The sequence below is a fragment of the Paraclostridium sp. AKS73 genome, from assembly GCF_025671395.1.
GTDB classification, from domain to species: Bacteria; Bacillota; Clostridia; order Peptostreptococcales; family Peptostreptococcaceae; genus Paraclostridium; species Paraclostridium benzoelyticum.
Genome location: NZ_JAIXHU010000008.1, coordinates 75,316 through 89,199 on the forward strand (window position 1 = coordinate 75,316; position 13,884 = coordinate 89,199).

17 protein-coding genes and 2 pseudogenes are annotated in these 13,884 nt (G+C 27.6%); 2 read left to right on the forward strand and 17 right to left on the reverse strand.

The window, feature by feature from the left end; translation table 11 throughout:
* Window positions 1–24 precede the first annotated feature (24 nt).
* The 10 genes and pseudogenes from LEQ07_RS07150 to murJ form a co-directional block, all read right to left on the reverse strand.
* A complete protein-coding gene (locus LEQ07_RS07150) occupies window positions 25–438 on the reverse strand; it encodes a flagellar protein FlgN (RefSeq protein WP_046823235.1) in 414 nt (137 codons plus the stop codon).
* Between the two features lie 25 nt (window positions 439–463).
* The gene (flgM, locus tag LEQ07_RS07155; RefSeq protein WP_263330075.1) at window positions 464–709 is read right to left on the reverse strand and encodes a flagellar biosynthesis anti-sigma factor FlgM; all 246 of its coding nucleotides are present in this window, start codon (window positions 707–709) and stop codon (window positions 464–466) included.
* A gap of 20 nt (window positions 710–729) precedes the next feature.
* A complete protein-coding gene (locus LEQ07_RS07160) occupies window positions 730–1,053 on the reverse strand; it encodes a FliM/FliN family flagellar motor switch protein (protein WP_046823236.1) in 324 nt (107 codons plus the stop codon).
* 17 nt (window positions 1,054–1,070) lie between these two features.
* Window positions 1,071–1,495, reverse strand: a pseudogene (locus tag LEQ07_RS07165) (YaaR family protein).
* Window positions 1,496–1,507: 12 nt separating this feature from the next.
* Window positions 1,508–2,362, reverse strand: a pseudogene (locus tag LEQ07_RS07170) (EAL domain-containing protein).
* A gap of 35 nt (window positions 2,363–2,397) precedes the next feature.
* Entirely contained in the window at window positions 2,398–2,826 is a 429-nt protein-coding gene (locus tag LEQ07_RS07175; RefSeq protein ID WP_263330077.1) for a diguanylate cyclase domain-containing protein, read from the reverse strand.
* Between the two features lie 63 nt (window positions 2,827–2,889).
* Complete coding sequence (locus tag LEQ07_RS07180) at window positions 2,890–3,582, reverse strand: lytic transglycosylase domain-containing protein (RefSeq protein WP_263330078.1); 693 nt, start codon at window positions 3,580–3,582, stop codon at window positions 2,890–2,892.
* A 388-nt stretch (window positions 3,583–3,970) separates the two neighbouring features.
* Window positions 3,971–4,606, reverse strand: a complete 636-nt coding sequence (locus LEQ07_RS07185; protein ID WP_263330088.1) for a TraB/GumN family protein — start codon at window positions 4,604–4,606, stop codon at window positions 3,971–3,973.
* Window positions 4,607–4,655: 49 nt separating this feature from the next.
* Window positions 4,656–4,898, reverse strand: coding sequence for a hypothetical protein (locus LEQ07_RS07190; protein ID WP_263330079.1), 243 nt, complete (start codon window positions 4,896–4,898; stop codon window positions 4,656–4,658).
* A 329-nt stretch (window positions 4,899–5,227) separates the two neighbouring features.
* The gene (gene murJ / locus LEQ07_RS07195) at window positions 5,228–6,769 is read right to left on the reverse strand and encodes a murein biosynthesis integral membrane protein MurJ (RefSeq protein ID WP_263330080.1); all 1,542 of its coding nucleotides are present in this window, start codon (window positions 6,767–6,769) and stop codon (window positions 5,228–5,230) included.
* 217 nt (window positions 6,770–6,986) lie between these two features.
* Between murJ and LEQ07_RS20945 the strand changes: the two genes are divergently transcribed.
* Window positions 6,987–7,535, forward strand: coding sequence for a mechanosensitive ion channel family protein (locus LEQ07_RS20945; protein WP_332842982.1), 549 nt, complete (start codon window positions 6,987–6,989; stop codon window positions 7,533–7,535).
* Window positions 7,536–7,624: 89 nt separating this feature from the next.
* Window positions 7,625–7,849, forward strand: coding sequence for a hypothetical protein (locus LEQ07_RS22425; protein ID WP_334307503.1), 225 nt, complete (start codon window positions 7,625–7,627; stop codon window positions 7,847–7,849).
* Window positions 7,850–8,174: 325 nt separating this feature from the next.
* Here LEQ07_RS22425 and LEQ07_RS07205 read toward each other — a convergent pair whose 3' ends face one another.
* The 7 genes from LEQ07_RS07205 to LEQ07_RS07230 all read right to left on the reverse strand — a co-directional run bounded on the left by LEQ07_RS07205 (window position 8,175) and on the right by LEQ07_RS07230 (window position 13,656).
* Window positions 8,175–8,753, reverse strand: a complete 579-nt coding sequence (locus LEQ07_RS07205; protein WP_332842986.1) for a DUF368 domain-containing protein — start codon at window positions 8,751–8,753, stop codon at window positions 8,175–8,177.
* Between the two features lie 49 nt (window positions 8,754–8,802).
* Window positions 8,803–9,063 carry an undecaprenyl phosphate translocase family protein gene (locus tag LEQ07_RS20950; protein WP_332842983.1) on the reverse strand — a complete coding sequence of 87 codons (261 nt, stop codon included), beginning with the start codon at window positions 9,061–9,063 and terminating at the stop codon, window positions 8,803–8,805.
* Between the two features lie 372 nt (window positions 9,064–9,435).
* Window positions 9,436–10,278 (reverse strand): TraB/GumN family protein, encoded by an 843-nt coding sequence (locus LEQ07_RS07210; protein WP_317852039.1) that lies wholly within the window; start codon window positions 10,276–10,278, stop codon window positions 9,436–9,438.
* A 147-nt stretch (window positions 10,279–10,425) separates the two neighbouring features.
* Window positions 10,426–11,154, reverse strand: coding sequence for a DUF169 domain-containing protein (locus LEQ07_RS07215; RefSeq protein WP_263330081.1), 729 nt, complete (start codon window positions 11,152–11,154; stop codon window positions 10,426–10,428).
* Between the two features lie 10 nt (window positions 11,155–11,164).
* The gene (locus LEQ07_RS07220; RefSeq protein WP_263330082.1) at window positions 11,165–12,001 is read right to left on the reverse strand and encodes a MetQ/NlpA family ABC transporter substrate-binding protein; all 837 of its coding nucleotides are present in this window, start codon (window positions 11,999–12,001) and stop codon (window positions 11,165–11,167) included.
* A 13-nt stretch (window positions 12,002–12,014) separates the two neighbouring features.
* Complete coding sequence (locus tag LEQ07_RS07225) at window positions 12,015–12,584, reverse strand: methionine ABC transporter permease (protein WP_317852040.1); 570 nt, start codon at window positions 12,582–12,584, stop codon at window positions 12,015–12,017.
* A 97-nt stretch (window positions 12,585–12,681) separates the two neighbouring features.
* Entirely contained in the window at window positions 12,682–13,656 is a 975-nt protein-coding gene (locus tag LEQ07_RS07230; RefSeq protein WP_263330083.1) for a methionine ABC transporter ATP-binding protein, read from the reverse strand.
* Window positions 13,657–13,884 lie beyond the last annotated feature (228 nt).

Genomic DNA, 13,884 nt, shown 5'->3' on the forward strand with positions numbered 1-13,884 from the left:
ATATTCCCTCCACTTATATAGTTTTTATTTTCCTACTTGTCCACAATAATTATATGTACCTGTTCCTTGACTTGGCTTTATTACATTTAACATTTTTTTAGTGAAAAATAGTTTTTGTTTCAAAATAACATGATTTGATTCTTTTTGAACTTCTATCATTTTTATAGTACTCTTTATTTCCTCATAAGCTTCTTTAATATTCTTATCATCATTTTCTTCTATTAAATTCCCCATACTAAAATCAGATCCAACTATGTTTCTTCTTTGAATTTCTAACTTTGCTATATCTCTAGATACATTTTCTAGTTTTCTTGCAACTTTATCTAATAATGTTGGATCTTTCCCAAGTATTAAATCATACTGTTCATCCAGCAAATTTAATAACTCTTTAAACATTTTTCTTTGTTCGTATATTATAACTTTTAACTCTGGACTCATTTTTTCTCCTCCTACAATTTTTCTACTATTTTTTAGCTAAAATTCTAGAGTCAACTTTATAAGTTCCATTTTCAATTTGCTGTTTAAGTCGATTTATTTTTTCCATATCCATAGGTTCTTCTTTTGAACTAACTTTACTTAAATACTTCCCTAGTTCTGATATTTGCACACTATCAGTATTATTTTGGCTTTTATTTTCATTATTGTTTTTTAATTTATCCATCTTATATATGCTATTGAATGCTATATGTTTATCATTAGTAACTTTCAAAACGCTACCTCCTCAAGAATTTAATATTCTTCTTGCATTGATTTTATCTTTGATAATCTCACCGCTATTTTATCGTTTATTATCATACTTTCTCCGCTTGCTATAGTTACCCCATTTATACTTATATCTAATGGTTCTTCTAAATACTTATCTAACTCTAAGATATCTCCTTCTTTAAGATTTACTATACTAGAAATTTTTTCTCGAGTACTGCCTACTAAAACTTCTAATTCCATCTCTGCATGTGATATAGCTTCTATAGCGTTTATAGACGCGGTCTCACCCTTTTGCAATTGTTCAAACTGAGGTTCATATATCTCTTTTGTTTCGTTTTTGATTTCCATAAGTGTCTCTCCTTATTTTACAAATATAGGTCAATTAAAAGCCCATTAATGTCATCTATTTCTGAAATAATATCTATATTATCTTTTTCATTTTCTAAAACAGACTTAGTTAAATTTTCTAATTTTTCATCAACTACTCTTACTGTTTTAAAATAGTTATTGCTCCAAAAGAATCTTTTTTATCTGTTTCATAGGTATAATCAACTACAGACTTTAAATATTTTTGTATGGCTTGCTTATATCTAATGACATGTGAATATCCTCTTGTATTTGCTAAATCTTTTCCTATGTCTTTAATTTGATTTAAATATCTATCTACTTCTTCTTTGCTTTTAGATATACTAACCTTATTAAAACTATCACTAAAACTTAGTGCCTGTTTTGGCTTCTTTATATCTATTGAACTATTTTCATTAGAAATTTTAAATTCTCTTATTTTCATATTTACCTCTAATTAATAAAATTCCCCTACAGTTAATTCTTCTTTTGTTGTAAGTTTTTCTTCTTTTATTGCCTCAATTAACTTATTTAAATCCATAGGTTTATAAAAGTAATATCCTTGTACTAAATCGCATTCCATGGTCTTTAATCTTAAATATTCCTTTTCTGTTTCTACCCCTTCAGCTACAACAGTTGTTTGAGTTGTGTGGATCATGTTTATTAAACTTTCAACAAACATAGGATTTCTATTTGAATATTCAACTAAGGATTTATCTATCTTTATTTCATCTACATTATAATTTTTTATATAGTTAATTGAGTTGAATCCTTTTCCAAAATCATCTATTGATATTTTTATTCCAGTTTTTTAATTATTATTTATTATATCATTTATCTTTATTATATCTTCTATATTTTCACTCTCAGTTATTTCTAATTTTAAAAACTTAGAATCAAATTTGGTCTTATCTAAAATTTCAATTATATCGTTTATAAAGTCTTTTTCTTCTAATTGCAACGGAGATATATTTACTGATAAATCTATATTTGTATTTAATACTTTGTTTAGATAATTTATATCTATGCAAGCTTTCTCAAGTATCCACTTGCCTAAAATATTTATGTATCCACAATCTTCTGCAAAGGATATTATTTTTTCAGGGTGTATATATCCATGCGTTTTGCTAAACCATCTTATTAAAACTTCTACACCTACTATTTTTTCTGTATATAAGTCTATTTTAGGTTGGTAATGCAACTTAATTTCATTGCTATTTATTGCACTCTCTATAGATTGTATACTTATATGCTCTTCGTACGTATCGTTATATATCCCAACCCTATTCCCCTTGCTTATTAAATTTTTCATACATATATCTAATTTGCTAATAGAATCAAATATATCTAAGTCATCATTTTGTATATAACTGCAGCTATATTAAAATTAATATAAACCTTATATATCTCTTTTATCTCTTTTGTTAATATAGATTTAATTTCTTCCATGAATTCATAAATTCTATCGTTATTTGTGTTTGTTTTATGAATTATAAAATCAAAGCTTGATAGCCTAGCTATAACTGCATTCTCACAATTGCAGTTTTCTTCTAAACAAATAGCTATAAATCTCATCAATGTATCTCCAATTTCCATTCCATAATTCACATTCACAAAATTTATTCCATCTACGTTAATTTTTATAATAGTTCCATTTGGTTTATTTGATATATACTCAAAAAAGTAATCCTTATTGTATATACCGGTTAACGTGTCTTTTTTATTCATATGTGCTCTTACATTATTTTTAATTTCTATCAATTGCTTGTAGTTCATATTTACCCCCTTGCGTAAAAATCGCTAGATGTATATTTAAGTATCTACAAGGTAATATTTAGTTTATCCCTTATAATATTTCATAACTTTAGGCACATAATTTTGTGTTTCCTTTGGCATTAAATATATATCTTCCGGAGAATTGACCCCCCTTTTTCTCATTCTTGTGGGCCCTCCATTATACGCCATTAAAGCCATTTTTGTATCGCCATTATACTTATCTAAATATTCTTTTATATGTCTTGTTCCACCATCTATATTTTCATATATATCAAATGGATTTTTAACACCTAAGTCCCTACAATTTTCAGGCATAAGCTGCATTAAACCTTTAGCGCCTGCTTTCGATGTACATTTTGGATTGAAATCTGACTCTACTTTTATTATTGCTCTTATCAAATTTTCATCAACCCCATACTTCTTAGATGATATAGCTATAGCATCTTCTATTTGTGCATTTACATCTTTATTCTTAGATGTTGCTGTAAGTTTATTACTATTATGCATAGAATTTACCGTATCTAAATTTTCAGTTTTACTATTTGATGCTTCTATATTGTTATTATGATTGCAACACGTACAACAATTGTTTACGTATTGATTAGTTCTACCTTGTGGTGTATTAGCTACTGCTTTTAATAAACTTAATATTAACATGTCAAATGCTTGTCCGCTCTCTGTGTTATTGTAAGTTTTATAACTATTGTTATTTGACATTAATGCTGTCATTTTTAATAAATCTATATTGTCAATCATTTTATCACCTCTAATATATACTTATAACTAGTTATACGACATGTATTTTTAAAAGTTTAGCATAGTTATTTAAATTTTACTAAAATGATAGGTATTCACTTCCTTCAGACAAAGCCTTTAAAAGCAGGCTTTAAGTCTTTCGTCAGTTAAATACCTATCATTTTTGTATTTAGAGTTTTGAGTTTTAGAAAAAAGGGAAGTATTCACTTCCTTCAGACAAAGTCCTTAAAACCGAACTTTAAGTCTTTCATCAGTTGAATACCTATCATTTTTATATTTAAATTTCGAGTTACTAGAAAAAGGGAAGTATTCACTTCCTTCAGATAAAGCCCTTAAAATCAGACTTTAAGTCTTTCGTCAGTTGAATACTTCCCTTTTTTATTTATATTTACTTGATTTGAGTTACTGTGTATCCCATATTTTCAAGATTTTTTAATATACTGTTTTCTCCGAAGAAGTGAAGAGCTCCTATTGATACAATATATTTTTGTTTTTGTTTTGCTAATTCATCAATTTTCTTTGCCATTTGTTCATCTCTTTTTAGATATTGTGTTTCATACTCTTTTGAGTTTTCTTTTTGTAGTTTATTAGCTTCTTGTTCCATATATCCAGTATCCCCTTTTATAAAGGCATACATATTTTCATTCAAATCTTTTGTTGTATCTTTTAACGTTTTTGAGCTAAATGTATTTACAAAGTCTTTTAAATCTTGTGTTGATTTTTTTAATATATCTACTTGTGTTTCATTACTTTCTAGTGATACTATTGTCTTTTTATCTTCACTAAACTTGTTTGCTAAGTATCCATTTAAAGAAGTACCTGTTAATCCTGCTTTTTCTGATTCTACTTGCTTAACTAATGATAAAAATCCACTTGGACTTAGATTTTCAACTTCTTTATATTTTATTCCTAGTGATTCTAAAATTTTATCTAGCTTTCCTTGTTCTTCTTTTGTAAGTAAGTCTTTTAGTTTTTTATCTTTTAAATATATTTCTTTTTGTTGTTGTTGTTGAAGATTCTTTATCTGTTTTCATCTTTAAAGTTTATTTCAAGTGCTAAAGCATCTGTTTCTTTTAATATTTTTTCATTGTCTCATTATTATAATCTAAATTAGGTTTACTTGGTTGCATAGACCCAGTTAAATATATAATATCATTTCCTTTTTTAGCCTCCCAGAAAAACCCTTTCATAGGTACTGTTGATTTTTCCGAAGTTTCGCTTTGATTGGTATTAGTACTTTTATTTGTACATCCTGAAGCTAGGACTAAAATTGCAATTGGCAGTGTTAATAATATTAACTTCTTTATAAATTTCATGTAAATCCCCCTCGTCAATTATCTGCTGTTGTTATAATTGTAACATAGTTTTTTATTTATTGCGAATTTTAAGTATATATAGGAGGGAGATTAATATTCACCTCCTTCAGACAAAGTCCTTAAAACCAAACTTTAAGTCTTTCGTCAGTTGAATATTAATCTCCCTCCTTTCCTGCATCCCTCTCCTACTTATTAAGATAAAAAAGATGACTACATATTTTTTGAAAGTGGTTAATATATAAGTTGTAGATACCTTTAAAGCATCTTTTCAGCTTTGGTATCAAAACTTATATATTATCTGCTTTCGTTTATATTAAGTCATCTTTTTGTTATCTTTTCAGTTTTTGCTTTATCATATCTATTGCCATATTTATTTCTTCTACTTTAAATACTATAATAAGTCCTAAATATATCGCTCCTCCTACTGCTATAGAAACGCCTAAAGATATTGCTTCTTGTATAAATCCTATACCTAAGATTCCAGATAAGAATTTATATACAAAATATGTCCCAACTCCCATTACAAGAGATGCTACTAATATCTTTATAAATGTAGATTTTATTTTATCTTGACCATAATACCCTATTTTTTTCTTTAAACTTATAAATAATAGTACTATACATATTAAAGCTGATAAACTTGTTGCTAAAGCTAATCCTCCATGCCCCATAACTTTTACTAATACTATGTTTAATACAATATTTAATATAACAGCTATAACACCATTTATCATTGGTGTTTTCGTATCTTTTAATGAATAAAATACTTTCCCTAATATATCTCTTAATCCAAATCCTACCATACCAATTGAGTAAAATACTAAAGCTGTAGCAGTTAAAGTAGTTGATCTGTCATTAAAAGCTCCTCTTTCAAATAAAATTCTAACAACTGGTGTTGCAAGTATCATAGCTCCGATTGATGCAGGAACAACTAACAAGTTTACACAGTTTACACTGTTAGCTACAGACTCTGCAAATTTCTCTTTATTATTTTCAGTTGATAATTTAGATAGAGTAGGGTATATAACTGCCCCTAAAGTTGCAATAAACATCCCCATAACAAAACCATTCAATCTATTTGCATTACTTAGTGCTGTTATTACACCATCTTCAAGTCCTGATGCTAAGCTTCTATCAACCATTGCATTTATCTGATTTACAGCTACTCCTATAAGTACAGGCAGAACTAACCATAACATTTTCTTTAAATATTCATCTTTAAAATCTATTGTAGGCTTAAACTTATATCCTTTTTTAATAGCAAATGGAACTTGAAATAAAAATTGAGATGCCATCCCAATTAATGACCCAATTGCTAATATATATATATTGCCTGTAACTCCACTTAATATTATAGATAGTATTATTATTATATTATTAGGAAACCCTATCATTCCTGGTATAGTAAAATCACCTTTTATCTGTAAGTATGATGTCATTAAGTTACTTAAACCAATAAACACAACTCCACCTATCATTATTCTTACAAATTTAACTGCTAATATTAGCTTTTCACCCTCATAATGGAATGCGAACATTTTTACTAAAGGTTCTGCGAATATATATCCTAAAATACCTAGTATTATACTTAATATAATCACTATGTTCATTATATTATTTGAGAATTTTAAAGCTCTTTCTTCCCCTTTATCATTTAACACTTCTTGATATAATGGTATAAATGTTGTAAGTAAAGCTGTACCTATAGATGCAAAAACTACTAATGGTATATTCATTGCTACTATATATACGTCACTATATCCACTTGTACCATAAAAATATCCTAGTACTAATTCCCTTCCAAGTCCTAATACTTTCGATAGCATAGTGACTACCATAAGCCAAAATGCTGATTTTGCCAAATTGCTCATATCTTCCTCCTAGTTCTAATTTCGCCTAATGTCTATTATATAAAATTTTTAAAAAATAAAAAGCCTCATAAGGTTAATATTTAGTCATTTTTAGTTGCAATTTTAATATTTTTATCCCGGTTCCTTCTCTACCCAATCCCCCTTTGTAGACTTTTGTTGAAAAATGTTATATCATATCTATTAGCTAAATTTTTAAATAAGAGTGAGGTGTTTAATTGTGGAAGAAAACATAGTACAATCTGTTACTGAAAATGTTGAGAAAATCAGTAATATGCCTTTAGATATTTTAACTGAAAAGTTTTTAAATTGGATTACAACTTTCGGAGCTAAACTTGTTATAGGTTTACTTGTTATATTTATAGGTTTAAAAATTATAAAAAAGGTTGTAAAACACTTTACAACTTTTCTACAGAAGAAATCTGTTGATGTAACTCTTACTAAGTTTTTGCATGCATTTGCTGAAGTAACATTAAAAGCATTCCTATTTTTAATAATACTTGGATATTGGGATGTTCAATTGACAGGACTTGCTGCATTAGTGGCTTCTGGAGGGGTTGCTATTGGTTTAGCTCTTCAAGGAAGTTTATCAAACTTTGCAGGAGGTTTTATTATACTTTTAATCAGACCTTTTAAAGTTGGTGACTATATAGAAACAGGAATTTATCAAGGAAGTGTTGAAGAAATTGGTTTATTCTATACTAAACTTACAACTGTAGATAATAAGTTGATATTAATTCCTAATGGAGCTTTATCAATGGTAGTTTAGTTAACTACTCTGCTAAGGAAAAACGAAGAGTTGATTTAACTTTTAGTGTTAGTTATGACAATGATGTAAATCATGTTAAAGATGTTTTAATTGATATTATAAAAAAACAAAATTTTATCTTATCTGATCCCTCTTACTTTGTAGGTATAACTGCCCATGGAGCTAGCTCTATAGATTTTACAGTTAGAGTATGGTGTAAAGCTGAACATTACTGGGATATTCACGGTAGTTTATTAGAGGAAGTTAAAATAAGGTTTGATAAGGAAGATATCAGTATCCCTTATCCTCAAATGGATGTGCATATAAAGAAATAAGATAATGTGAATTAAATATTTTTTATTTTTATGTAAAGATTTTGTTTTAATCTCAATATAATATATTTACGGATTATGATATAATCCGTAATAAAATTTTGAAGTTTTTTCTACACTATTAATAGGAGCTTGATTATTAAAGCAATTGCTTTAATAATCAAGCTCCTATTTTTATTTCAAAATTAATATAATAAAGCCAATAGTCCATGGTATTTAGCAGTTTTTCCTTTCTACTACAAATGGTTTAATATCCATTTCAGCTTCATTATTATCATAGAAAATTTATTATTTTTTAACTACAATTATCTTCTGATTTTTTACATTCTTAATTTTTATTATTAAGCAATATTTTAAGCTTTTCTAATCCTGGTACCAATATAACTCCAACAGCAAAGAATAATATACTAAATGTTTCAATCCTCATTGGTGGTTTTGGTGTTTCCAAAGATGTAGGCCCCATTATAACTGCATATATAGACCCTATCATAAGCCCTGTAATACAGTATATAGTTTGGGATCTATATGTTTTAAGTAAATATCGTACAATTCTTACTGTCACTAATATCCCAACTAACACACCGCAACTAAATATTACTATCCCTAGTAAATAGTCAAAATTAAACTTTATAACATTTTTTATAGCTCCTAGTATAGGTACATATAGTCCAAATATTAAAAGTATTGTAGACCCTGATATCCCTGGTAGAACCATTGCTGATATAGCAATCATACCTGATATAAATATATATAGTATAAGTGGTAAGTTTAGATTTTCTGATTTAACAGAAAAGCTATAATCACTTCCTGTTGCTGGGTTAAAGTATGTCATTAAACATACGGTTACTATCCCTAATACTAAAAATATTATCCCTTTTTTATTTTCTTTTAGTATTTTTTCTCTGATTTAATTATTAAAGGAACAGATGCTATTATAAACCCTAGAAATAATGAGTTTATTTTGTATATATTTTTTCAAATATGGATGTTATAAATAGTACAGATAGTATAAACCCTACAACCCATCCAATTCCTATTTTTGATAGAAATTTCAATCCTTTTATTCTATATTCTTTGTTGCCTGATATTAAATGGTTTAATGAGTTTACAAATTGATCGTAAAACCCTAGTATAAATGCTACTGTACCACCTGATACTCCTGGTACGCTATCAGCTAGTGCCATGCAAAATCCTCTTATAAAGTTTAATGTATACACTTTCTCCTCCTTAAAATTAAAATATACATTTTATCATAACGTAACTTTCATAATACTTCTTTTTAGCTTTATATTCTATATTAATATAAAATAATGTAAGCGTCAAAGAATTGACGTGCAAAATAAATATTTATGTTTTTCATTTTTATGTAAAGGTTTTATTTTAATCTCCGTATAATGTATTTGAGGGTTATGCCATTGACCCTTCATCAAAGGTTTTTGAAATCTTTTTTCCGCATTATTAACATGAGCCTGATTGTTAAAGTACTAACTTTGATAATCAGGCTCATATTATTTTAAACAAAAGCCTCTTATCCATAAGGATAAATATAGAGGTTAGATAAGTCTATCTAACCTCTATATTTATCCTTATTAATTCTCTAATTTATTTATCTTATATCCTTTTTCCTCTAATTGTTTTAATATGCTATCTTTTCCAAAGTAGTGCAATGTCCCAACTGCTACAGCATATCTGTTATCTCCTTGCGCTAATTTATCAATTTCATTAGCCATATTTATATTTCTATTTTTACTCAACTTTTCGTATAGTTCTTTATCTGCTTTTCTCAAATCTTCAGATCTTTTTTCCATATACTCTGAATCACCTTTTATGAATGCATTTCCAATTTCCTCCATGCTTTGTTCCCCTTTATCCACTAAATCTGGTTTATACTCAGCTAAGAAAGCTTTAAGGTCACCAGTTAATTCATATAATAATTTATAATGATCCTCTACATTTTCAAGTCCTACTATGTTTTTCTTATTAGTATCATAAATTTCTTGTAACCATTGATCTGAGCTATATGTAAATCCACCCTGTTCTTCTTGTTTTTCTTCAATATATGCTGAAAAGCCTTCAGGACTTAGATACTTCACTTCATTGTACTCAATGTTAAAATCTTTTAAGACCTTATTAAGTTTAACTTGCTCTTCTTTAGTTAATAAATCTTTTAATTCGCCTTTTTCTAGATACAGGTTTTCTTTGCCTATCTGCTGGCCTTTTTCTAATACTTTTTCATCATTTAAGTTTACTTCTAGTGCCAGTGCATCCGTATTATCTAAAACTTTCTCCATTGCTGAATTTAAATAATTTATATTTCCTTTTGCCGGATGTAATGTTCCTATTAAGTAAACTACTTTATCGTCTTTTTTTGCTTCCCAAAAATCCCTTTGCCTTGTCTTTTTGTATATATATTTTTTTATTTTAAATTGAATTTATTACATAAAGTATTTTATGAACTTAACGCAAAAAAGGTATATACACTTTCTCAGACTTTAAGTCTTTTGTAAAATGTATATACCCTATGCTTTTAAACATTGTTATAATAATTGTAATTATATTTAACATCAAAATCTTCAATATTATAATATTTCATTTTTCTTTAATTTTTTCTTATTCTCATTACTTTCCATTATGTTTATAGTCTTTAAAATACCATCTGCTATATTTTCAAATTGATCAAACGGTATACCTGCTGCTAACTCATCATTTAACCATCCAGCTCTATGCCTTGTTCCAATACACAAAGCTGAAATATTTAAGTCTTTAACTACAAACGGACGAGCAGTACACTCTAAGCAAATAGCTTGATTTCCAACAAAGTTTATGTTTTTAGCTATCCCATAATGATATGAATATCCTTGTACCAACCTCATAATATTATACGGATTAGTTACTATAATAATAATATCTGGTTTTTCTTCAAATGTTTCTATCGGTTGAGCTATAATTCCATAAATTTTATCATTCTTATAAGCTAGATTTTCTCTTACATACTTGCTAATTTTTTTATCTTTATATAGTCCAAGCCTTGTCCAGTTTTCTCCATTAGAGTTTTCCACATCTAAAGAGTTGATTCCAAGTACCTTTACTCCACTTTTACATGCTATTAATTTTTCATTTAATTTAACTTTATATCCACAAGTTGCACTTTTAATCATCCCACAATAGTTCATGGGATTTTTAGGCATAATAGCATCTGTATTTTCAAATTCAATCTTTGACTGTATAAATTTAACCCCAACTATTTTTCTTTTTAATTCTAATGACGCATATATAATCTCTATTGATTTCTTCCAATTTTCACACATATATTTTCACTTATTCCTTTACTTCACTATCATCTTTATAAAAAGTAAAAACTCCCGGTAATTCTCCATCTATTTCTTTTTGAACAGATTCAACTTTTAAACAAGAGGCAAAATCTTTTGCCCATTTAGTTTTGCCATTTTCTTTCTTAACAATTGGACCCATAGGACAATTTATAGATTCTTCATCTCTTATAATATAAGATTTTGGATCTTTTCCAGCATTATTCATATGCGTAAAAAATACTAAAGCTCCGTCCATATCTTCTAAACTTCTAACTGTCTGTGCTTGTTCCATATCTACTATATTAACTTTTTTTGGATTCTCTATGATATCAGCTATAGTGTAGGCTCCTGTATCCTTATTAGATAATTTAATCAGTCCTGATTTTTGTAATACTCTTAATCCAATATCCATATTCATTGCATCATTCATAATAGCTATAGTTGCTCCATTTGGGAATTGTTCTACAGAATCATATTTTTCTGAATACAATCCTATACCTGTGTAGTAACCATATGGTTTTACCATTTCTAAATCCCCATTGTTATTTTCATCAAAGCTTTTTACAAATTTAATATGTTGCCCTAATGCAATATCTACATCTCCATTATTACAAGCTTCTAAAACTACTGGATTTGAATCAAAACAAATAAATTCTGTTTTGTAACCCATTTTTTCAAACTCTTTATTCATTGCTTCATAAGATATTTGAGAAATTTCAGTTCCTCCAACTTTAATTACCTTATCTTTACTTTCTTTTTTATCATTACTGCATGCTACTAATGGTAAGCACAAAACAATACTCAATATAGTTAAAATCATTTTTTTTAATTTAGTTTTATTCATTCTATATACCCCTTCATTGTAAATATTTATATAATTTATTTCCTATACCTTGAATAATTGCTACAAATATTAATAAAATAGCAACTACGAAATACATAATCGCATCATCGAATCTTTGGTATCCATATGTAAGTGCTACAGCTCCTAATCCACCTGCCCCAACAGCACCGGCAATTGATGTTACATTCAACATATTAATCAAAAGTATAGTTAAATTTGATACTAATGTTGGCAATGCTTCAACAATCATAACCTTTAAAATAATTTGCCAGTTTTTTAAACCTAAAGACTTTGCCATTTTTATAACTTGTTTATCAACAGTTTGCAATGAATTTTGAGTCATTCTCGCTGCAAATGGAGTACAGGCTACTGTAATAGTAAAAATTGCTGCATTAGCCCCAATAGTTGTGCCAACTATAATTCTGGTAAGAGGCATAAGAGCTACAATTAATATTAAAACTGGAAAGGATCTAATGATATCTATTGTTTTATTGATTATTGAATTAATTATTTTGTTTGGATTCAGCCCATCATGATCTGTAATAACTATTACTATCCCTAAAAAATTCCAAAGGTAATAGATAGTATAGCTGAGAAAAACATTATTTTAAGTGTAACAATTATTGATGGAATTATTATGTTAGGAAGATATTTAAATAGTCTCGTATTTGTAAACATAACTACCTCCCTCTATTTTCAATTATTTTAAATAAAATGTTTTTACTTTTTAAATAGTTTGTTATAACACATAAATCTTCTTTAACTAAATTTATAGTTATATTGCATATTTTACCTGAAACAGAATTATAAAATTTAGCATCAACTATAGATATTTTATTTTCTGATATTTTAACTAGATCACATAAAATAGGCATATTTACTGTATCTGACAATAAATTAAAACTCAAATTGACTCCTTCTTCAGGAAGTTCTATTTCTTCTTTTCCTAATAACCTCTGTAATGATTTAGGCTTATTAAGGAACATTTCTGTTACATATCCACAATCTGAAATATTTCCATCTTCTAAAATAGCCATTCTTTCACATATATTTTGTATTACTTGCATTTCATGAGTAACAAAAACTACTGTTAACCCAATCTCTTTATGAATTTGTTTTATTAATTCTAAAATGGATAAAGTTGTTTTTGGATCAAGCGCAGAAGTCGACTCATCAGACAAAAGGTATTTAGGCTCTAAGGCTAGTGCTCTTGCAATACACACCCTCTGTCTTTGACCTCCACTTAACTCATCAGGTCTTGAATTTAATTTATTTTCTATTCCGACCATTTCAGCTAGCTTATATACTCTATCCTTTATATACCCCCTGTCATATCCCCAACATTCTAATGGTAATGAAATATTTTGAAATACATCTTTTCTTTTTAATAATGAAGCATTTTGAAATACAACGCCAATATTCTTTCTCATATCTCTAAGTTCACTTGAACTTAAACTTTCTATTTTAATTCCATCCACTAATATAGATCCATTTTGGTATTCATCTATCCCATTTATACAATTTAGTATGGTTGATTTTCCAGCTCCACTAGCTCCAACTAATCCAAAAATTTCTCCACTATTGATAGTTAGATTTATATTTTTTAATATTTCATTTTCTCCATATTTCTTGCTTAAGTTTTTTATTTCTATCATTTTCGATTTATCATCCCATCATTTTTATCAATTATAATACAAAGTTGCTTTATAATTATAACATTTAGTAAATATTCCCTTTTATAGTTATTTTCTATATATACCTTCACTTATATAGATTATCTTTATATTAAATTATTTTTTTACATAAAAAAGTTCATAGATTATAATCCATGAACTTTTTCAAACTTTTTATTTTAATGTTAGAGCTATTCCAGCAGTTTTGCT

Bases quoted from the DNA above. Each gene is read 5' to 3' on its own strand.
- LEQ07_RS07150 (WP_046823235.1), bottom strand. From the start codon at position 438: ATGAGTCCAGAGTTAAAAGTTATAATATACGAACAAAGAAAAATGTTT.
- LEQ07_RS07160 (WP_046823236.1), bottom strand. From the start codon at position 1,053: ATGGAAATCAAAAACGAAACAAAAGAGATATATGAACCTCAGTTTGAA.
- LEQ07_RS07175 (WP_263330077.1), bottom strand. From the start codon at position 2,826: ATGAACTACAAGCAATTGATAGAAATTAAAAATAATGTAAGAGCACAT.
- LEQ07_RS07180 (WP_263330078.1), bottom strand. From the start codon at position 3,582: ATGATTGACAATATAGATTTATTAAAAATGACAGCATTAATGTCAAAT.
- LEQ07_RS07190 (WP_263330079.1), bottom strand. From the start codon at position 4,898: ATGAAATTTATAAAGAAGTTAATATTATTAACACTGCCAATTGCAATT.
- murJ (WP_263330080.1), bottom strand. From the start codon at position 6,769: ATGAGCAATTTGGCAAAATCAGCATTTTGGCTTATGGTAGTCACTATG.
- LEQ07_RS07215 (WP_263330081.1), bottom strand. From the start codon at position 11,154: ATGTGTGAAAATTGGAAGAAATCAATAGAGATTATATATGCGTCATTA.
- LEQ07_RS07220 (WP_263330082.1), bottom strand. From the start codon at position 12,001: ATGAATAAAACTAAATTAAAAAAAATGATTTTAACTATATTGAGTATT.
- LEQ07_RS07230 (WP_263330083.1), bottom strand. From the start codon at position 13,656: ATGATAGAAATAAAAAACTTAAGCAAGAAATATGGAGAAAATGAAATA.